Source organism: Streptomyces mangrovi (assembly GCF_900114215.1).
In the GTDB taxonomy this organism is placed as follows: domain Bacteria; phylum Actinomycetota; class Actinomycetes; order Streptomycetales; family Streptomycetaceae; genus Streptomyces; species Streptomyces barkulensis.
The window spans coordinates 216,277-236,475 of the sequence record NZ_FOSG01000010.1 but is presented as its reverse complement, the minus strand read 5'-3'; the positions used below and the strand labels follow the sequence as shown (position 1 = coordinate 236,475).

The window sequence follows — 20,199 nt, the reverse complement described above, 5'->3', positions numbered from 1 at the left end:
CCCGGCCGCGAGACCTTCGGCGCCTCCGTCTACGTCACCCGCAAGGGCGGCACCATCACCACCTGCGCCTCCACTTCCGGCTACATGCACAGCTACGACAACCGCTACCTGTGGATGAGCCTCAAGCGCATCATCGGCTCCCACTTCGCCAACTACCGCGAGGCCTGGGAAGCCAACCGCCTGATCGCCAAGGGCAAGATCCACCCCACCCTGTCCAGGACGTACCCCCTGGCGGAGACCGGCCAGGCCGCCCACGACGTGCACCGCAACGCCCACCAGGGCAAGGTCGGCGTGCTGTGCCTGGCCCCCGAGGAGGGCATGGGCGTGCGCGACACCGAGACGCGGGCCAAGCACATCGACGCCATCAACCGCTTCCGGAACGTGTAGAGGGCACCCCCATGGCTGAGCGCCAGAAAGACCGTCCGTGGCTGATGCGGACGTACGCCGGGCACTCCACGGCCGAGGCGTCCAACGAGCTGTACCGGCGCAACCTCGCCAAGGGGCAGACCGGCCTGTCGGTCGCCTTCGACCTGCCCACCCAGACCGGCTACGACCCCGACCACGTCCTCGCCCGCGGCGAGGTCGGCCGGGTCGGGGTCCCGGTCTGCCACCTCGGTGACATGCGCCGGCTGTTCCAGGACATCCCCCTGGAGCGGATGAACACCTCGATGACCATCAACGCCACGGCCATGTGGCTGCTGGCGCTGTACCAGGTGGTCGCCGAGGAGCAGGGTGCGGACATCTCCAAGCTGTCGGGGACGACGCAGAACGACATCGTCAAGGAGTACCTCTCGCGCGGGACGCACGTCTTCCCGCCGGGCCCCTCCCTGCGTCTGACCACCGACACGATCGCCTACACCGTGGCGCACATGCCCAAGTGGAACCCGATCAACATCTGCAGCTACCACCTGCAGGAGGCCGGGGCCACACCGGTGCAGGAGATCGCCTACGCGATGTCCACCGCCATCGCGGTGCTGGACGCGGTGCGCGACTCCGGGCAGGTCCCCGCCGAGCGGATGGGCGACGTCGTCGGGCGCATCTCCTTCTTCGTCAATGCGGGCGTCCGCTTCGTCGAGGAGATGTGCAAGATGCGGGCCTTCACCCGCATCTGGGACAAGATCACCCGCGAGCGGTACGGGATCGAGAACCCCAAGCACCGCCGCTTCCGCTACGGCGTCCAGGTCAACTCCCTGGGACTGACCGAGGCGCAGCCGGAGAACAACGTCCAGCGCATCGTGCTGGAGATGCTGGCGGTCACCCTCTCCAAGGACGCCCGCGCCCGCGCCGTGCAGCTGCCCGCCTGGAACGAGGCGCTCGGCCTGCCCAGGCCCTGGGACCAGCAGTGGTCACTGCGCATCCAGCAGGTCCTCGCCCACGAGAGCGACCTGCTGGAGTACGACGACCTGTTCGCCGGGTCGCACGTGGTCGAGGCCAGGACCGCCGAGCTGGCCGAGGGCGCCCTCGCCGAGATCGAGCGCATCCAGGAGATGGGCGGCGCGATGGCGGCGGTGGAGTCCGGCTACCTGAAGTCGCGGCTGGTCGCCTCGCACGCCGAGCGCCGGGCCCGCATCGAGTCCGGCGAGGAGAGGATCGTCGGGGTCAACTGCTTCGAGTCCACCGAGCCCAATCCGCTCACCGCCGACCTGGACACGGCCATCATGACCGTGGACCCGGCGGTGGAGCGCAACGTCGTCACCGCCCTCCAGCGGTGGCGCGGCGAGCGGGACGAGGACCGCGCCCACCGGGCGCTCGCCGAGCTGAAGCGGGCCGCGGCCGGCAGGGACAACCTGATGCCGGCCACCCTGGAGTGCGCCCGGGCCGGGGTGACCACCGGTGAGTGGGCCTGGGCCCTGCGCGACGTCTTCGGCGAGTACCGGGCCCCCACCGGCGTGAGCTCCGCGCCCGTGGCGACCCCCGCCGAGGAGGGCTCACAGCTGGCCGAGGTGCGCCGGAAGGTGGCCGCCACCGCCGCCGAGCTGGGCTCGGGCAAGCTGCGCTTGCTGGTGGGCAAGCCCGGTCTGGACGGGCACAGCAACGGGGCCGAGCAGATCGCCGTACGGGCCCGCGACGCGGGCTTCGAGGTGGTCTACCAGGGCATCCGGCTCACCCCCGAGCAGATCGTCTCGGCGGCCGTCGCCGAGGACGTGCACTGCGTGGGGCTGTCGATCCTCTCCGGCTCGCACGCCGAGCTGGTGCCCGACGTACTGGACCGGCTGCACCGGGCCGGCGTCGATGATCCCCCTGGGCCTGGCGGCCCGGGTGGTACCCCCATCCCCGTCATCGTCGGCGGCATCATCCCGAACGCGGACGCCGAGGCACTGCGTGCCGCCGGGGTGGCGGCGGTCTTCACCCCGAAGGACTTCGGCATCACGGAGATCATCGGCCGTATCGTCGACGAGATCCGTACCGCGAACAAGCTCGACCCCCTGGAGGTCCCCGCATGACGTCTCACCCGAGCGCCCCGGCGACGCCGGTCAACCGGCTGCGTCCCCGCCGCTCCTGCCTCGCGGTCCCGGGCAGCAACCCCCGCTTCCTGGAGAAGGCCCAGGGACTCGCCGCCGACCAGGTCTTCCTGGACCTGGAGGACGCCTGCGCCCCGCTGGCCAAGCCCGAGGCCCGGCACACCATCGTGAAGTTCCTCAACGAGGGCGACTGGACGGGCAAGACCCGGGTGGTACGCGTCAACGACTGGACCACCCACTGGACGTACCGCGACGTGATCACGGTCGTCGAGGGCGCGGGCCCCAACCTGGACTGCATCATGCTGCCGAAGGTGCAGGACGCCGCCCAGGTCAGGGCGCTGGACATGCTGCTGACGCAGATCGAGACCACGATGGGCTTCGAGGTCGGCCGCATCGGCATCGAGGCGCAGATCGAGAACGCCAAGGGCCTGGTGAACATCGACGAGATCGCCGCCGCCTCGCCCCGGCTGGAGACCATCATCTTCGGCCCGGCCGACTTCATGGCCTCCATCAACATGAAGTCCCTGGTCGTGGGCGAGCAGCCGCCCGGCTACCCGGCCGACGCCTACCACTACATCCTGATGCGGATCCTGATGGCCGCCCGCACCCACAACCTGCAGGCCATCGACGGCCCCTACCTGCAGATCAAGAACGTGGACGGCTTCCGGGCCGTCGCCGAGCGCGCCGCGGCCCTCGGCTTCGACGGCAAGTGGGTGCTGCACCCCGGCCAGGTCGAGGCGGCCAACGAGGTCTTCTCCCCCTCCCAGGAGGACTACGACCACGCGGAGCTGATCCTGGACGCCTACGAGTACTTCACCTCCGAGGCGGGCGGCAAGAAGGGCTCGGCGATGCTCGGCGACGAGATGATCGACGAGGCCAGCCGCAAGATGGCGCTGGTCATCGCGGGCAAGGGCCGGGCCGCCGGCATGGAGCGGACCTCGAAGTTCGAGCCGCCGGCCGCCTGAGCCCCACCACCGCGGGCCGCTCCCGGCTCCCCGCCCCTCCTCCCGCGCCGCCCTCCCGGGGCGGGAGGAGGGGCGGGGAGGGGGGCGGCCCGGTCCGGTACCCCCTCCTTCCACCACACCACGGAGAGTCACACCATGCAGTTCGGCCGCACCTACGAGGAGTTCGAGGTCGGGGACGTCTACCGGCACTGGCCCGGCAAGACGGTCACGGAGTACGACGACCACCTGTTCTGCCTGCTGACCATGAACCACCACCCGCTCCACATGGACACCAACTACGCCGAGAAGACGACGGACTTCGGCAGGAACGTGGTGGTCGGCAACTACATCTACTCGCTGCTGCTGGGCATGTCCGTGCCGGACGTCTCCGGCAAGGCGATCGCCAACCTGGAGATCGAGTCGCTGCGGCACGTGGCGCCGACCTTCCACGGCGACACCGTCTACGGCGAGACCACCGTCCTGGACAAGACGCCGTCGCGCTCGAAGTCCGACCGCGGCATCGTCCACGTCGAGACCAAGGGCTACAAGCAGGACGGCACCCTGGTGTGCGTCTTCCGCCGCAAGGTGATGGTGCCCACCGCCGAGTACATCGAGGCGCGCGGAGGTGAGCAGCCCGGCCGCCCCGAGCTGCGCACGGACGGGCGGGACTCCGGAAAGGGAGGCAAGTGACATGGGGCGCCTGGCGCAGACCGAGGGCCTGACGGACATCCAGCGGGAGATCGTCTCCACCGTCCGCGACTTCGTCGACAAGGAGATCATCCCGGTCGCCACCGACCTGGAGCACCGGGACGAGTACCCGACGCAGATCGTGGAGGGCCTCAAGGAGCTGGGGATCTTCGGTCTGATGATCCCGGAGGAGTACGGCGGTCTCGGTGAGTCGCTGCTCACCTACGCCCTGTGCGTGGAGGAGATCGCCCGCGGCTGGATGAGCGTGTCCGGCATCATCAACACCCACTTCATCGTCGCGTACATGCTCAAGCAGCACGGCACCGACGAGCAGAAGGAGTACTTCCTGCCGAGGATGGCGGCCGGCGAGGTCCGCGGCGCCTTCTCGATGTCCGAGCCGGGCCTGGGCTCGGACGTGTCGGCCATCACCACCAAGGGTGTGCGCGACGGCGACGAGTACGTCCTGACCGGCCAGAAGATGTGGCTGACCAACGGCGGCACCTCCTCGCTGGTGGCGGTGCTGTGCCGCACCGACGAGGGCCACCCCGACGGCACCGCCCCGCACAGGTCGATGACCACCTTCCTGGTCGAGAAGGAGCCGGGATTCGGCGAGGTCAAGCCGGGGCTGACGATCCCCGGCAAGATCGACAAGATGGGCTACAAGGGCGTCGACACCACCGAGCTGATCCTGGACGGCCTGCGCGTCCCGGCCAACCGGGTCCTGGGGGGCGCGACCGGCCGCGGCTTCTACCAGATGATGGACGGCGTCGAGGTCGGCCGGGTCAACGTGGCCGCGCGCGGCTGCGGGGTCGCCCAGCGCGCCTTCGAGCTGGGCGTCTCCTACGCCCAGCAGCGGCACACCTTCGGCAAGCCGATCGCCCAGCACCAGGCAATTCAGTTCAAGTTGGCCGAAATGGCCACCAAGGTGGAGGCCGCACACGCCCTGATGGTCGGCGCCGCACGGAAGAAGGACTCCGGGCAGCGCAACGACCTGGAGGCGGGGATGGCCAAATACCTCGCCTCGGAGTACTGCAAGGAGGTCGTGGAGGACGCGTTCCGCATCCACGGCGGTTACGGTTTCTCCAAGGAGTACGAGATCGAACGGCTGTACCGTGAGGCCCCGATGCTCCTGATCGGCGAGGGCACCGCCGAGATCCAGAAGATGATCGTGGGACGCCGACTCCTGGAGGAGTACAAGATCCAGGGGTAGAATGCCTTATTCGGGGTGTTTTCCCTCCAGAGGGACGACACCCCGAACCAAGGCCTTCCGGGGAGCCCGCGGTCCCGACAGGTGCTCTGGCTTGCCCAGTTGCCACCGGTAACCGATAGCATCCCGGGAAAGCCGCCGTCCCCCGTGTTTACGCGGCACCCTCCGCTACGAAGGTCATCCATGCCCCACAGCCCATCCTCTGCACAACGCGGCCGCGTCCGTCTCGCGCGCGGAGCGTCGCCGTGGCTCCTCCCGACCGTCGCCACCGCCGCCCTCAGTCTGGCCCGCGCCAGGCGCTCGAGAGGTGCGGCGGTAGCGGCAGTGCCCGCCACCGCCCTGGCGGCGGGCATGCTGTGGTTCTTCCGCGACCCCGAGCGAGAGATCGCCCAGGGCCGTGTCATCTCCCCGGCCGACGGCGTGGTGCAGAGCATCATGCCGTGGAAGGACGGGCGCACCCGCGTCGCGATCTTCATGAGCCCGCTGAACGTCCACGTCAACCGCGCCCCGCTGGCGGGCACGGTGACGTCCGTCGAGCATGTGCCCGGCGGCTTCGTTCCGGCGTTCAACAAGGAGAGCGAGAACAACGAGCGGGTCGTCTGGCACTTCGACACCGAGCTGGGCGACATCGAGATGGTCCAGATCGCCGGCGCCGTGGCCCGGCGGATCGTTCCGTACATCGAGCAGGGCGCCAAGGTCGAGCAGGGTGAGCGGATCGGCCTGATCCGCTTCGGGTCCCGTGTCGACCTCTACCTCCCGGAGGGCGTCGAGGTCGACGTCGAGGTCGGCCAGCCCACGACCGCGGGGGTGACTCGCCTTGACCGTGATTGACCCCAAGACCCAGTGGGTCCCCGAGGCCGGCCCGGAGGACGACGGCGACGAGATGGGCGACATGCCGCTGTCCATGCGGCTGTCGATAGCCGACGCGCTCACCCTGGGCAACGCCACCTGTGGCTTCCTGGCGGTGTACTTCACCACCACCGGCGTCCTGATCCCCCATCTGACGGGCAACGGCGACGGCGGCATGGCCCGGCACAGCGCCGCGACCGCCGTGATGCTGATGCTGCTGGCCTCGGTCTTCGACCTCTTCGACGGGCTCGTGGCCCGCAAGCTGCGCAGCTCGGCGATGGGCGCGGAGCTGGACAACCTCTCCGACCTGATCAGCTTCGGGCTGGCGCCCGCGTACTTCGTGCTGGTCTGGGGGATGGTGGCCAACGACGCGCACCAGGGGGTCTCGGCGCTCGCCGGGATCGTGGTGCTGCTGGCGGTGGTGCTGCGGCTCGCCCGGTTCTCCTGCGTCACCCTGCCCAACGGGGTGTTCCAGGGCATGCCCAGCCCCTTCGGGGCGCTGACGGTCGTCTCGATCGTGCTGCTGGAGCTGCCGTTCGTCCCGACGCTGCTGGCCATCGTCGGGGTGGCCTGGCTGATGGTGAGCCGGGTGGAGTACCCCAAGCCGCGCGGGCTGCTGGCCGTGGCGATGCTCGGCTGGATCGTGCTGAGCATGGGTCTGCTGACGGCCTGGGCCTTCGACGCCCCCGGCGGTGAGCTGCTGCTGCAGACCGGCTGCGCGCTGCAGCTGGTGCTGGGCGCGGTGATCCCGCTGTTCGCCACCGCGCGCCGGGTCAACACCTTCCGCGACAACCGCCGTGAGGCGCGGGCGGCGGCCCAGCCCTAGCCGGCCCTGTCCGCCGACCGGCGGCCGGTTCGCACCTCGGGCGCCGGACGGATTCCATGGAATCCGTCCGGCGCCCGAGGTTTTCCCGCCTTCTCCTCCTGGTCCGCGTCTTCCCGGTCCGCGCCGGGATACACCAGCGGATTCACCAGGAGGCTCCGGAAGGCTTCAGGAGGAGGCCGGGCGAGGAGGGGGTGGGCGACAGACCCCGGGCCCGCCCGACGGACGCAGCGGGGCCCGGGCTCGTCCTCCGAGCCCGGGCCCCGTCCGCATCGCCCGGCCGCCGCACGGTCACGACCGGCGGTCACCGACCCGCGGTCACTCCTCGAAGGAGAACGCCTGCGCGTTCTCGGAGGTCCCCGCCTCGCGATGCACCTTCAGCCCGCCCTTGGTCTTCCCGTCCGGCTTGAGGATGAAGGTCTCCCGCGTCGAGGGCAGGTTCGGGTCGGTGAAGTCGTGCCGGATGCCGAAGCCCCCGTCGTGGTCCTCCATGGACGTCAGCGCCTTGACCACGCCCTCCCGGGTGAGGTCCTTGTCGTCGCACGCCTGCTTCAGCGCCGCGCCGAAGACGGAGGCGGCGCTCCAGCCCGCGGCCACGCCGTTGTCGAGGATGTCGTCGGGGTAGGCCTTGGCGTACTCCCGGGCCAGCCTGGCCGGCTCCGGCTCCTCGGATCCGATGGGCAGGGTCGAGGCGGCCACGTAGTAGTCCTTCTGCAGGACCGGGCCGGCCTGGGTCTTCAGCAGCTGCGGCGCGAACGCCGAGTTGTTGCCGATGATCGGCACGTTCAGGCCGCCGGCCGCCGACACACCGACCAGGGAGGCGGCCTGGCGCGGCCCGGCGCTGATCACGATGGCCTTCACACCGGCCTTCCTGAACGCCGCCACCTGGGCGGACATGTCCTCGTCGGTCGGCTTGATCTTCTGCTCCACCAGGGTCAGCCCGGCCTTCTCGGCCGCGTACTGAGCGCCCTTCAGGGCGTTCTCGCCGTAGTCGCCCTCGAAGTAGACGTGGCCGATCTTGTCGCCCTCGGCTATCTTCCCCTCCTTCAGCAGGAAGTCGATCGCGTTGACCGTCTCCACGTCGTAGGTGGCTCCGATGACCCGGATGTACTCGCTGCCCAGCAGGTCGGCGGACCAGGCCTGCGGCAGCACCAGCACCTTGTGCTGAGCGTCGATGCGCTCCTTGACCGCGCTGACGAACGGCGAGCCGAGGAACTGCACGAAGCCCACCACCTTGGGCTGCAGCTCGGTGTAGGCGGGGATGGCCTTGCCCGCGTCGTAGCCGTGGTCGCGGACGGTCAGCTCCAGTTTCCGCCCGCAGATCCCGCCGTCGTCGTTGATCTTGTCGATGTAGAGCTGCTGGGCCTGGGTGACGCTCTTGCCCAGGGAGGCGTAGACACCGGTCATGTCGGTGAGGGCGCCGATCCGGATGGTGTCGTCCGTCACGCCCTTGTCGGTCCGCACGCCGTCGGCGCCGGTGCCGCCGGAGTCGCCGCCGCCCGCCTTGGAGCTGCACCCGGTGGCGATGAGGGCGAGGGCGGTCGCGGCGACCACCGCGGCGGCGCGCGCCGTGTGCTTCTTCTGCGTCTTCACAGTCTTCATGCCTCGTCTTTCTTGGTGTGACCGCGGCGGGCGGCGAGCCGCACCAGGCCGCCCGGCAGGAACAGCACGATCGCCACGATCGCGGCGCCGTACAGGTAGCGGGACATCTCGCCCGGTGCGACCCCGCCCGTTCCGGGGGCGGAGACCAGGGGCAGTGCCTCGCTGTAGCGGGTGAGGATCTGGGGCAGCAGGGTGACGAACACGGCCCCCGTGACGGCTCCGGAGACCGAGCCCAGACCGCCGATGACGATCATGGCCAGGTACTCCAGGGCCAGGACGATGCCGAAGTACTCGGGCACGGTCTGCTGGAAGACCAGCGCCAGCAGCACCCCGGCCAGACCCGCGTACATCGAGGACAGGACGAACACCCCCGCCCGCTGGCGGGCCACCGGCACGCCCATCACCCCGGCCGCGATCCGGTGGTCGCGGATGGCGTTCAGCGCCCGGCCCGGACGGTCGCGCAGCACGCCGTGCGCGAAGAAGGCGCACACCGCCAGCAGGACCAGCCCGGCGTACCAGAGCTTCTCCATCGACTGGAACGGCACGGCGGCGACCACGGTCTCGGTGTCGTCGAAGGTGATGCCCAGCAGCGACAGCGGCGGGACCGGGCGGCCGTTGTAACCGCCGGTCAGATCGTGTGCGTTGAGCAGCACATGCTGGCCGATGAAGACCAGGGCCAGGGTGGCGATGCCCAGGTAGGCTCCCCGCAGCCGTCCGGCGATCGGGCTGAACAGCCCGCCCGCCGCACCGGCCAGGGCCACCGCGCCGGTGACCGCCAGCCAGCCGGGCAGACCCAGACCGGTCAGCTCCCCGCCGGTGTCGCCGGCCAGTACGCAGTAGCCGTACGCGCCGACGGCGAGGAAGAAGGAGTGGCCCAGGGAGAGCTGGCCGGTGGCGCCGGTCAGCAGGTTCAGCCCGATCGCGCCGATGGCGGCGGCCATGGCCAGCAGCCCGGCCTGGAGCCAGAAGCGGTCGAGGTAGAAGGGCAGGGCGAGCAGCAGCAGGCCGCCCGCGGCCGCCGCGGCCACCGTGTACGCGGCGGCGCGGCGCGGCGGCCGGACTCGGGCGCGTGCCCGGCGGCCTCGTCCGGTGGCGGATCCGGCCCCGGACGCCCCGGACGCCTTGGCCGTCCCGGCGGACCCGGTGGTCGCGGCGGTGGTGGACTCAGACACGGGACAGCTCCCTCGTTCCGAACAGGCCCGCCGGACGCACCAGCAGGACCAGGAGCATCACCAGATAGGGGGCGAGGTCGCCGATGCCCCGGCCCAGGAAGGTCAGGTCGCTCTGGTAGCCGGCGGCCATGGACTGGGTGACGCCGATGACCAGCCCGCCGACCAGGGCCCCGGTGGTGGAGTCCAGTCCGCCCAGGATCGCGGCGGGGAAGGCCTTGAGCGCCACCAGGGAGGTGCCGCGCTCCAGGCCGGGGGTGGGGAAGACGGTCAGGAACAGGGCGGCGACCGTGGCCAGTGCGCCCGCCACCGCCCAGGCCGAGGAGGACACCCGGCCCAGCCGGATGCCCATCAGCGCCGCGGTCTCGGGGTGCTCGGCCACCGCCCGCATCGCCACGCCCCAGGAGGTGAAGCGGAAGGCCAGCAGGAAGGCGCCGATGATGAGGGCGGCGGTGACGAAGGCGGCCACCCGGGTCTGCGGGATGCTGACCGATCCGAGGGTGAGCACCTGAGCGCCCCACGGGTCGCCCATGGGCAGGACGCGGGCGCCGATCTGCCGGGTCAGCTCGGTGACCAGCACGATGTCGACGCCGATGGTGACGATGGCCAGCACGCTGTGGTCGTGTCCGCGGTAGCGGCGGATCACCAGGAACTCCACCAGCGCGCCCACCGCCGCCGCGCCCGCGACGCCCACCAGCAGGGCCGCCCAGAACCCGATGTCGTCCCGGAGGACGGCGGTCAGATAGCCGCCGGCCAGCAGCAGCGAGGCGTGGGCGAAGTTCACCACCTCGGTCGCCTTGAAGATGATCACGAAGCCGAGGGCGATCAGCGCGTAGACCGAGCCGATGGACAGCCCGCTCAGCAGCAGTTCGACGAAGGTCGTCATGCGCTCGCCGCCTCCTGTCCCAGATAGGCGCGGACGACCGCGGGGTCGCGCTGGACCTCGTCGGGTGTGCCGTCGGCGATCCTGCGGCCGAAGTCGAGTACGGTCACCGCGTCGGCGAGCCGCATCACCATTCCCATGTCGTGCTCCACCAGGACGATCGAGATGCCGAGCCCCTCGCGCACACCCGCGATCAGGGACGCGGTGCGGCGGCGTTCGTCGGCGGTCATGCCGGCCACGGGCTCGTCCAGGAGCAGCAGCCGGGGTTCCATGCACAGCGCGCGGCCGAGTTCGACCAGCTTCTGCAGCCCGTACGGCAGTGAGCCGGCGGGCTGGTTCAGATAGGGCTCCAGACCGGTGAACTCGGCTATCTCCCGCACCCGTTCGCGGTGCCGGGCCGCCTCGCGCGCGGCCCGCGGCAGGCGGAGCCCGGCGGCCAGGTAGCCGGTGCGGGTCAGCCGGTGGCGGCCGAGCATCAACGTGTCGGCGACCGTGGTGTACGGGGAGAGCGCGATGTTCTGGAAGGTGCGGGCCACGCCGAGGGAGGCGATCGCGTGCGGCGCCAGCCCGGTCAGTTCCTCGTCGCCGAAGCGGACGCTGCCCGCGGTCGCGCGGTAGACGCCGGACAGGACGTTGAAGGTGGTGGACTTGCCCGCGCCGTTGGGGCCGATGACGGCGTGGACGCTGCCCGGCTCGACGGTGAAGGAGACGGCGTCCAGCGCGGTGAGCCCGGCGAAGCGGACGGTGAGGCCGTCCACCCGCAGCGCGGGGACGTCCTCCCCGGCGGGTGCCGGTGCCGGTTCCCGGGTGCCGGAGGTCCTCACGCCGACCACCTGCGCAGGGTCGCGGCCGGGCGCGGGACTCCTCCGGACACGCCCTCGGCGCCGGCGCCCTCCGGGGCGCCGGGGTGCCCGGCGTCGTCGGTGACGCCCAGGTAGCGGCGGCGTACCTCGTCGGAGGCGGCGAGTTCGTCCGCGTCCCCGGCCAGGACCACCTCCCCCACCTCCAGGACGACCGCGCGGGAGGCCAGCCGCAGCGCGATCGCCGCGTTCTGCTCGACCAGCAGTACCGAGGTGCCCTGGGCGTTGATCTCCCGTACGGTCTCGGCGATCCGGTCGGCCATCAGGGGGGCCAGGCCGAGGGAGGGCTCGTCCAGGAGCAGCAGCTTGGGGCGGGCCATCAGGGCGCGGCCCATGGCGAGCATCTGCTGCTCGCCGCCGGAGAGCAGTCCGGCCCGCTGGTGCGCCCGCTCGGCCAGCACCGGGAACAGCTCGTGGACCCGCGCCTGCGCCTCGGCGGCCGCCCGGCGGCCCCCGGTCGCGCCGAGCGCGCCGGCGCGGAGGTTGTCGGCCACGGTCATCCGGGCGAACACCTGCCGCCCCTCGGGCACCTGCACCACCCCGGCGGCCACCACCTGGGCGGGGGTGAGGCCGTCCAGCCGCCGTCCGGCGAAGGAGACCGTGCCGGAGGCGATCGTCCCGCCGTGGAAGCGCAGGGTGCGCGAGACCGCGCGCAGCAGGGTGGTCTTGCCGGCGCCGTTGCCGCCGAGGACGGCGACCACCGCGCCCTCGGGTACATCAACGGAGACCGAGTTCAGCGCCCGTACCGGGCCGTAGCCCACGGACACCTCCCGGACCTCCAGCGAAGCGGCCGTCATCGGCCCTCCTCTTCTTCCGTCCTGTCCCCCGGTGGGCTCCACCGGGATCACGGCGCTCACCCCAGCACCGGCCGCGAAGGGCCGTCCACGGCCGGTGGGCGAATCGCTGCCGGTGACCAGAGGTGCCCGGGCCCGGCTGTGCACGGGCACAGCGGACCCGCGGCCTCCGCTCCCGGGCGGATGGCGGGGTGTCACGGAAGAGGGCGAAAGGGGGCACGGGAGGGGGGCCGCGCCGGACAGGCCGAAGGCCCGGACCGCGCGGGGCGGTCCGGGCCTTCGGGGCAGGTCACAGGCGTTCGGCCGCCAGCCGCTCGGCCGCCCGCTCCAGCAGCGGCCCGGCCTGCGCCATGCAGACGACCGGGTCCGGTTCGAGGTCGGCCAGGGCGTACGCCGCCTCGATCCCGGCGGCCCGCAGTTCGTCCTCGCCGATGGCCAGGCGCCCGCAGACCGCGACCACGGGCCGGCCCGCCCGGCGGGCGGCGGCGGCCACCCCGGCGGGGGCCTTGCCGCGCAGGGTCTGGGCGTCCAGCGAGCCCTCGCCGGTGATCACCAGATCGGCGCGCTCCAGGGCGTCGGCGAAGCCCAGTACGTCCAGCAGCACCTCGATGCCGGGCCGGAAGGAGGCGTCGAGCGCGGCCAGGGCGGCGTAGCCGACGCCGCCGGCCGCGCCCGCGCCGGGCCGCCGGGCCAGCCGCGCGGCGCGCGGGCCGAGAACGGTCTCCAGCACGCGGGCGTAGTGGGCCAGCGCGGAATCCAGAAACTCCACGTCCGCCTCCCGCGCGCCCTTCTGGGGGCCGTAGACGGCCGCGGCTCCGTGGGGGCCGGTGAGCGGGTTGTCGACATCGCTCGCCAGGACGATCTCGATGTCCTTCAGCCTCGGGTCCAGGCCCGACAGGTCGGCCGTCGCCAGATGGCGCAGCGGTCCGCCGCCGGGCTGGAGGGGGTTGCCGCCGGCGTCGAGGAGGCGGGCTCCGAGCGCGGTGAGCATGCCCGCGCCGCCGTCGGTGGTGGCGGAGCCGCCCACGCCGAGGACGACGGTGCGCGCTCCGGCCTCCAGCGCCGCGAGCAGCAGCTCACCGGTGCCGTAGGTGGTGGCCGACAGCGGGGCGAGGACGCCCTCGGGCATCTTCTGGAGGCCGGAGGCCTGGGCCATCTCCACCACGGCGGTGTCGCCGCGCAGCGCGTAGGAGGCGGTGACCGCCTTGCCCAGCGGCCCGGTGACCGCCGTCTGGCGCAGCGCGAACCCGGCGGCGACCGCCGCGTCGACGGTGCCGTCGCCGCCGTCCGCGACGGGCAGCGCCTCGACCCCGGTGCCGGGGCGGGCCCGGCGGATCCCGGCCGCGGTGTGCTCGGCCACCTGGGCGGCGGTGAGCGACCCCTTGAACTTGTCCGCGGCGATCAGCACGCGGCCTGTCTCGGTGTGTGTCGTTTCCACGCGGTCTCTCTCGTGTCTCGAACAGGCTGTCGCGCCGTCTAGACCCTATCGGCGGCGGGCACGCGGAACCACGATGCGCCCTCGGACGGCCCGCGACCGCTCGGCGCGCCCGTCCGACGAACCGGAAGAACCATTTCATAGTTGGGTGATATGAGCACCGATGTGAGTAATCCGCCCCGGGAGCCCGCCCCGGAGACGGCCCGGAAGGACCCGCCCCCGGACACCGGGGTGATCGCCGTCGGAGTGGTGACCGTGCTGGCCGTGGTGGCCTGGGCGGCCATCGGCACGGACGGTTTCTCCTCCGTCTCCACCACCGCGCTGAACTGGGTGCTGGGCAACTTCGGCTGGCTGTTCACCCTGGCAGCCGACCTCTTCCTGGTGCTGTGCCTGGTGATCGCGGTCAGCCGCTTCGGCCGGATCAGGCTCGGGAAGGACTCCGACGAACCGGAGTTCTCCAACCTGGCGTGGATCGCGATGATGTTCAGTGCCGGCATGGGCATCGGCCTGATGTTCTACGGCGTCGGCGAGCCGCTGACGTACTACGTCGACCCGCCGCCCTTCGGTGACGTCCAGAGTGGCAGCGGCGCGGCCGAGCGCGTCGCGCTGGAGTACTCCTTCTTCCACTGGACGCTGCACCCCTGGGCGATCTACGGCGTGGCCGGCCTCGCCCTGGCCTACGTCACCTTCCGCAAGGGCCGCGGCAACCGCATCAGTTCGGTCTTCGTCCCGCTGCTGGGCGAGCGCCGCGCGAACGGCTGGCCCGGCCGGGTCATCGACCTGCTGGCCGTGTTCGCCACGGTCTTCGGCACCGCCACCAGCCTGGGCCTGGGCGCCCTCCAGGTGGCCAAGGGCCTGAACCTGACGGTCGGCTGGGACGACTCCCGGGAGCTGCAACTGCTCGTCATCCTGGTGCTGTCGGCCGCGTTCGTCGTCTCGGCCTTCTCCGGACTGCACCGGGGCATCAAGTGGCTCAGCAGCATGAACGTGGTGCTCGCGGCCGCGCTGATGCTCTTCGTCCTCCTGCTGGGCCCGACCGTGTTCATCCTCGACGCGATCCCGGCCGGAGTCGGCGCCTACCTCCAGGACCTGGTCGTGCTCTCCTCCCGGACCGGCGCCTTCGGCAACAAGGAGTGGCTGGGCACCTGGACGATCTTCTACTGGGCGTGGTGGCTGTCGTGGGCACCGTTCGTGGGCACCTTCATCGCCCGCATCTCCCGCGGCCGCACCATCCGCGAGTTCCTGACCGGCGTCCTGCTGGTACCCAGCGGCGTCACGGTCGTCTGGTTCTGCGTGATGGGCGGCAGCGCCATGCGGCTGGACGCCACCGGCGAGGCGGACATGGCCGGGCGGCTGGAGGACGGCGTGGAGGCCTCGCTGTTCGGTCTGCTGGACGCACTGCCGCTGGGCACGGTCACCTCGGTGATCGCGATGATCCTGGTGATGACCTACTTCGTCACCAGCGCCGACTCCGCCTCCCTGGTGATGGGCTCGCTGACCTCCGGCGGCGCGCTGCACCCGCGCGAGTGGCTGGTCGTCACCTGGGGTGTGCTGATGGCCTCGGTGGCCGCCGTGCTGCTGGTCGCCGGCGGCCTGGAGGGGCTGAAGACGGGGACGATCCTGGTGGCGCTGCCCTTCGTCGTGGTGATGCTGGCGCTGTGCTGGTCGCTGGTGAAGGAGCTGCGCGAGGACCCGGGCGCCGGGCCGCCCCGCCACCATCCGCTGCACGGGGCGCGCGAGGCCATCCGGGCGATGGTCGGCGAGGCCGTCAGCGAGCAGCAGAGCGCCCGTCGCCATCCGCGGCTGCGGCGGGCGGCCGGGGGTGGCAAGTCCCCGGCGCGGGAGGGCGAGGACCCGCAGGACTCCTGACGCCTCCGGGCGCCTCTCCCGGCGGGGTCCCGCCCCGCCGGGAGAGGCCGGCGCACGCGCCCGAACCAGCCGGCTCCGGACGCCGGGCCCGCCCCCTGCGACGGGCTCAGCCCTCCTGGATCCTGGGCGTTGTGTCGATCTCCCGCAGCCGGGTCTCCGCCTCCTCGCCCGTCCGCGTCTCCGTGCGGTGACCGCGCACGACGTAGTCGCGCACGACCGCCTCGATCGCGTCGCGGGGGTTGCCGATCCCGCTCAGCACCATGACCTCGACGACCAGTTCGGTGTCGAGCGAGATCTCCGTCTTCGCCATGGCGGCACTCTAGCCCTCGCCCGGCCGGGCGGGGAGCCCGTCGCACGGACCCGTCCGCCGGGGCCGGGCTCCCGGGCCCGGCCGGACGGGTCCGTGCGGCACGCTATGCGCGCGCCCGCAGGCGGCGCCAGACCGCCTTGGCCGCGTTGTGGCCGGGCATGCCGTGGACGCCCGGGCCCGGCCAGGTGGCCGACGAGCACAGGAAGACGGCCGGGTGGGCGGTGGCGTACGGGATACGGGCGAGCCCCGGCCGCAGCAGCGTCTGGAGCCCGGTGAAGGCGCCGCAGGCGATGTCGCCGCCGACGTAGTTGGCGTTGCGGGTCGCCAGCTCCGGCGGCCCGGCGGTGGCGCGGGCCAGCACCCGGTCGCGGAAGCCTGGCGCGAAGCGCTCGATCTGCCGCTCGATCGCCTCGGTGGCGTCCCCGCTCCAGCCGCGCGGCACATGGCCGTACACCCAGAAGACGTGTTTGCCCTCCGGCGCCCGGCCCGGGTCGACCACGGTGGGCTGGGCGGTGATCAGGAACGGCGGGTCGGGCCGGACGCCCTCGGTGGAGGCGGCGCGCAGCGCGGCGGCGATCTCGCCGCTGGAGGGGCCGATGTGGACGGTCCCGGCGCGGCGGGCTTCCTCGGAAGCCCACGGGACCGGTCCGTCCAGGGCGTAGTCGATCTTGAAGACGCCGGCGCCGTAGCGGAAGTGCCGGTAGGCGTCGCCCAGTCCGGCGATGCGGGCCAGCGCGGTGGGCGAGGTGTCGAAGACGTAGGCGCGGGCGGGCGGCAGCTCGTCCAGCCGCCGCACCTCCACCCCGGTGTGGATCTGTCCGCCCAGGTCGCGCAGGTAGGCGGCGAGCGCGTCGGACAGGGACTGCGAGCCGCCGCGCGGCATCGGCCAGCCGACCTCGTGCGCGGCCAGTGCGAAGACCAGGGCGATGCCGCCGGTGGCGGGCGAGGTGGTCGGGCCGATGGCGTGGGCGGCCAGCCCGAACATCAGCGCGCGGGCGGTGTCGTCGCGGAAGCGGCGCACCAGCCAGTCCACCGGCCGCAGCCCCAGCAGCCCGAAGCGGGCCAGGGTGACCGGGTCGCGGGGCAGCCCGTCCCACGGCACCTTGAAGAAGTCCCCGACCAGGGTCGTCCAGCGGCCCAGGAACGGCGCCACCAGCCGGCGGTACGTCCCCGCGTCGCGCGGCCCGAAGGAGGCGGCCGTCTCGGCCGGAGAGCGGGCCAGCACCCCGGCCGTGCCGTCGGGGAAGGGGTGGGCCAGGGGCAGTTCGGGGTGGAGCCACTCAAGGCCGTACCGCTCGGTGAGCGGCATCGCGGAGAAGGCGGGCGAGCCGACGCCCAGCGGGTGCACGGCCGAGCAGGGGTCGTGCCGGAAGCCGGGCAGCGTCAGCTCCTCGGTGCGCGCCCCTCCCCCGACCGACTCCATCGCCTCGAACAGCTCGACGGAGAAGCCCCGCCGGGCCAGCTCCACCGCGGCGGTCAGCCCGTTCGGACCGGCTCCCACCACGACCACGTCCCGCATCGACGCCACGTCGGTTTCTCCCCTCGGCGCTGAGGTCTGACCGGTTCAGGCCAGCAGGGAGAGGATACGACGCACCGTCAGCGCGTCCCGGGCGGCGGTGAAGGGCAGCGCGTTGCCGCCCGCCAGGCGGAACGGTTCCCCGGTGAGCGTGGCGTGGCCGCCGCCCGCCTCGGCCACCAGCAGCAGCCCGGCGGCGTGGTCCCAGGCGTTCTCCCAGGTGAAGGCCACCGCGTCGAGCGCGCCGCGCGCCACGTTCAGGTACTCCAGACCCGCCGAGCCGCACGGCCGGGGCCTGACCTCGTCGGTGTACAGGCCCTCCAGGGAGCGCTTCTGCGCGTCGGTGGTGAAGTCCGGGTGCGAGTGGGCGACCTCCAGGGGCGCGTCCGGCGCGGGGCCGCCGGAGCGGATCTCCTCGCCGTTGAGCCGTGCTCCCTCGCCGCGCACGGCGACGGCCAGTTCCTCGCGGGCGGGCGCGTACGTCCAGGAGGCCAGCAGCGTATCGCCGTGGGCGAGGGCCACCAGGGTGCAGAATCCGGGGTCGCCGTGGACGAACTGGCGTGTGCCGTCCACCGGGTCCACGATCCACACCGGCGCCTCGCCGCCCAGCGCGCGATAGACCGCCGGGTTGTCGTGCACCGCCTCCTCGCCGACGACCACCGAGCCGGGCAGCAGCGCGGTCAGGGCCCCGGTCAGGTGCTCCTCGGCGCGCCGGTCGGCGACGGTCACCAGATCGTGCGGGCCGCTCTTCTCGGTCACCTCGTGGGCGGCCAGCTGCCGCCAGCGCGGCATGACCTCGGCCGCGGCGGCCTTGCGCACGGCCTCCTCGACCCCCGTCAGCAGTTCGTCGTCGATCATCCGTCCATGGAAACACGCCGCCGCGGGTTCCCGCCGGACGGCGGATGGCCGCGGGGTGAACGCGAGCCCCCCGGTCCACTTGGCGGAGCCGCTGCGAGGCCGTCAGCGGCCGACCGCGTAGCCCTGCATGCCGCGCGGGTTGGCCGCCGCCGACAGCACGCCCGTCTCCGGGTCGCGGGCGACCGCGCACAGCCGCCCCTCCGTCCAGGGGCCGCCGACGGTCACCAGATGCCCGCGCCGCCGCAGCTCGCCGATGGCCTCCTCCCCGACTCGGGACTCGACCGTGACGGCGCCCGGCCGCATGGCGCGCGGCCAGAACGAGCCGGGGAAGCCCTCGTGGTGCCAGTTCGGGGCGTCGACGGCGCCCTGGAGGTCGTAGCCGCCGCGCACCGGCTCGCGCAGGGCGACGGCGAGGAGGAAGTGGGTCTGCCATTGGTCCTGCTGATCGCCGCCGGGCGTGCCGAAGGCCAGGACGGGCTCCCCGTCGCGCAGTGCGAGCGAGGGGGTGAGGGTGGTGCGCGGGCGGCGGCCCGGGGTGAGGGTGTTCGGCAGTCCGGGCTCCAGCCAGGCCATCTGGAGCCGGGTGCCGAGCGGGAAGCCGAGGGCGGGGACGACGGGGTTGGACTGGAGCCAGCCGCCGCTGGGCGTGGCGCTGACCATGTTGCCCCGGCGGTCCACGACGTCCAGGTGGCAGGTGTCGCCAGAGGTCGCGCCGTCGCGGGCCACGGTGGGCTCGCCGGTGCCGGCGGCCCGGTCCCGGCCCCAGGAGCCGTCCCCCGCCCGTGCGGCGGCCCCGGCCGCGTGGGCGCCGAGCCGGGGCGTGCGTCCGCCGGGGCCGCCGGGGCGCAGCTCGTGGGAGGCGCTCTCCCCGATGAGGGCCCGGCGGCGTGCGGTGTAGGCGCCGGAGAGCAGGTCGTCCAGCGGTACGGTGTCGGCCCCCCGCGCGTCGCCGTACCAGGCCTCGCGGTCGGCGAAGGCGAGCTTGCTCGCCTCGATCACGGTGTGGAGGTACTCCCCGGTGCCGTACTCGGGCCCGCCTGCGGGCAGGTCCGCCAGGAGGGCGAGCTGCTGGAGCATCACCGGGCCCTGCGACCAGGGGCCGGCCTTGCAGACCGTCCAGCCGTTCCAGTCGTGGGTGACGGGCTCCTCGTAGGCGGCCGACCAGGAGGCGATGTCGTCGCCGGTGAGGGTGCCGGCGTGGCGCTCGCCGGAGGTGTCCATGGCGGGACGGGCGGCGAAGTCGGCGAGCGCCTCGGCCACGAAGCCCTCGCGCCACACCCGCCGGGCGGCCTCGATACGCCCCTCGCGTCCCGTCCCGGCCGACTCCGCCTCGGCCAGCAGCCGCCGCCAGGTGGCGGCGAGAGTGGGGTTGCGCAGCAGGGCGCCGGGCGCCGGGGGGCGCCCGCCGGGCAGATACAGCTCGGCGGATGTCGTCCACTCCGTCTCGAACAGTCCGCGCACCCGCTCCACCGTCGCCCCGATCCCGGGTACGGCCGGGTGGCCGTGCTCGGCGTAGCCGACGGCGTACTTCAGCACATCGGCGAGCTCGCGGGTCCCGTGGTCGCGCAGCAGTGTCATCCAGGCGTCGAACGCGCCGGGGACGGCGGCGGCCAGCGGGCCCGTGCCGGGCACCAGTTCCAGGCCGAGCGAGGTGTAGTGCTCCACCGTCGCGCCGCGCGGCGCGGGCCCCTGCCCGCACAGCACCCGCACCGGGCCGCCGACGGGCGCCAGGATGATCGGCACCTCCCCGGCGGGGCCGTTGAGGTGCGGCTCGACGACCTGGAGGACGAAGCCCGCGGCGACGGCCGCGTCGAAGGCGTTGCCGCCGTCCTCCAGGACGGCCATGGCGGAGGCGGAGGCCAGCCAGTGGGTGCTGGAGACCATCCCGAAGGTGCCCTGCAGGGTCGGGCGGGTGGTGAAGGTCATCGGCT

The 20,199-nt window shown here is 72.7% G+C and carries 18 protein-coding genes; 8 read left to right on the top strand and 10 right to left on the bottom strand.

Features of this window, described 5'->3' with window-relative positions:
• From BM237_RS16545 to pssA, 7 genes are all read left to right on the top strand, one after another.
• On the top strand, positions 1-387 hold a 387-nt coding region (locus tag BM237_RS16545), incomplete at its 5' end, for a zinc-binding dehydrogenase (RefSeq protein ID WP_139238121.1).
• Positions 388-398: 11 nt separating this feature from the next.
• A complete protein-coding gene (locus BM237_RS16540; RefSeq protein WP_093850431.1) occupies positions 399-2,444 on the top strand; it encodes a protein meaA in 2,046 nt (681 codons plus the stop codon).
• Positions 2,441-3,427: an HpcH/HpaI aldolase/citrate lyase family protein gene (locus tag BM237_RS16535; RefSeq protein ID WP_093850430.1), complete on the top strand. Its 987-nt coding sequence runs from the start codon at positions 2,441-2,443 to the stop codon at positions 3,425-3,427. The genes BM237_RS16540 and BM237_RS16535 overlap by 4 nt, the downstream gene beginning before the upstream one ends.
• Positions 3,428-3,562: 135 nt before the next feature.
• The gene (locus BM237_RS16530) at positions 3,563-4,096 is read left to right on the top strand and encodes a MaoC family dehydratase (protein WP_093850429.1); all 534 of its coding nucleotides are present in this window, start codon (positions 3,563-3,565) and stop codon (positions 4,094-4,096) included.
• A gap of 1 nt (position 4,097) precedes the next feature.
• Positions 4,098-5,303, top strand: a complete 1,206-nt coding sequence (locus BM237_RS16525) for an acyl-CoA dehydrogenase family protein (RefSeq protein ID WP_093850428.1) — start codon at positions 4,098-4,100, stop codon at positions 5,301-5,303.
• Positions 5,304-5,483: 180 nt separating this feature from the next.
• On the top strand, positions 5,484-6,131 hold the full coding sequence (locus tag BM237_RS16520) for a phosphatidylserine decarboxylase (RefSeq protein ID WP_093850427.1): 648 nt from the start codon (positions 5,484-5,486) through the stop codon (positions 6,129-6,131).
• Complete coding sequence (pssA, locus tag BM237_RS16515; RefSeq protein WP_245793667.1) at positions 6,118-6,975, top strand: CDP-diacylglycerol--serine O-phosphatidyltransferase; 858 nt, start codon at positions 6,118-6,120, stop codon at positions 6,973-6,975. The genes BM237_RS16520 and pssA overlap by 14 nt, the downstream gene beginning before the upstream one ends.
• A gap of 315 nt (positions 6,976-7,290) precedes the next feature.
• Here pssA and BM237_RS16510 read toward each other — a convergent pair whose 3' ends face one another.
• The 6 genes from BM237_RS16510 to BM237_RS16485 all read right to left on the bottom strand — a co-directional run bounded on the left by BM237_RS16510 (position 7,291) and on the right by BM237_RS16485 (position 13,718).
• A complete protein-coding gene (locus BM237_RS16510; protein WP_093850426.1) occupies positions 7,291-8,574 on the bottom strand; it encodes an ABC transporter substrate-binding protein in 1,284 nt (427 codons plus the stop codon).
• Positions 8,571-9,746 (bottom strand): branched-chain amino acid ABC transporter permease, encoded by a 1,176-nt coding sequence (locus BM237_RS16505; RefSeq protein ID WP_093850425.1) that lies wholly within the window; start codon positions 9,744-9,746, stop codon positions 8,571-8,573. Before BM237_RS16505 ends, BM237_RS16510 begins: the two co-directional genes overlap by 4 nt.
• Positions 9,739-10,629 carry a branched-chain amino acid ABC transporter permease gene (locus BM237_RS16500; protein ID WP_093850424.1) on the bottom strand — a complete coding sequence of 297 codons (891 nt, stop codon included), beginning with the start codon at positions 10,627-10,629 and terminating at the stop codon, positions 9,739-9,741. Before BM237_RS16500 ends, BM237_RS16505 begins: the two co-directional genes overlap by 8 nt.
• On the bottom strand, positions 10,626-11,450 hold the full coding sequence (locus BM237_RS16495; RefSeq protein WP_175541036.1) for an ABC transporter ATP-binding protein: 825 nt from the start codon (positions 11,448-11,450) through the stop codon (positions 10,626-10,628). Before BM237_RS16495 ends, BM237_RS16500 begins: the two co-directional genes overlap by 4 nt.
• Positions 11,447-12,283 (bottom strand): ABC transporter ATP-binding protein, encoded by an 837-nt coding sequence (locus BM237_RS16490; RefSeq protein ID WP_093850423.1) that lies wholly within the window; start codon positions 12,281-12,283, stop codon positions 11,447-11,449. The genes BM237_RS16495 and BM237_RS16490 overlap by 4 nt, the downstream gene beginning before the upstream one ends.
• 286 nt (positions 12,284-12,569) lie before the next feature.
• Positions 12,570-13,718, bottom strand: coding sequence for a glycerate kinase (locus BM237_RS16485; protein ID WP_245793666.1), 1,149 nt, complete (start codon positions 13,716-13,718; stop codon positions 12,570-12,572).
• Between the two features lie 150 nt (positions 13,719-13,868).
• Between BM237_RS16485 and BM237_RS16480 the strand changes: the two genes are divergently transcribed.
• The gene (locus BM237_RS16480) at positions 13,869-15,584 is read left to right on the top strand and encodes a BCCT family transporter (protein WP_093850421.1); all 1,716 of its coding nucleotides are present in this window, start codon (positions 13,869-13,871) and stop codon (positions 15,582-15,584) included.
• A gap of 106 nt (positions 15,585-15,690) precedes the next feature.
• On the opposite strand, the gene BM237_RS16475 is transcribed toward BM237_RS16480, so the two are convergent.
• The 4 genes from BM237_RS16475 to BM237_RS16460 form a co-directional block, all read right to left on the bottom strand.
• Positions 15,691-15,894: a DUF2191 domain-containing protein gene (locus BM237_RS16475; RefSeq protein ID WP_093850420.1), complete on the bottom strand. Its 204-nt coding sequence runs from the start codon at positions 15,892-15,894 to the stop codon at positions 15,691-15,693.
• Between the two features lie 103 nt (positions 15,895-15,997).
• On the bottom strand, positions 15,998-17,422 hold the full coding sequence (locus BM237_RS16470) for a phytoene desaturase family protein (RefSeq protein WP_093850419.1): 1,425 nt from the start codon (positions 17,420-17,422) through the stop codon (positions 15,998-16,000).
• A 36-nt stretch (positions 17,423-17,458) separates the two neighbouring features.
• Complete coding sequence (locus BM237_RS16465) at positions 17,459-18,268, bottom strand: inositol monophosphatase family protein (protein WP_093850418.1); 810 nt, start codon at positions 18,266-18,268, stop codon at positions 17,459-17,461.
• A gap of 102 nt (positions 18,269-18,370) precedes the next feature.
• On the bottom strand, positions 18,371-20,194 hold the full coding sequence (locus BM237_RS16460) for a gamma-glutamyltransferase family protein (RefSeq protein ID WP_093850417.1): 1,824 nt from the start codon (positions 20,192-20,194) through the stop codon (positions 18,371-18,373).
• Between the last annotated feature and the right edge of the window lie 5 nt (positions 20,195-20,199).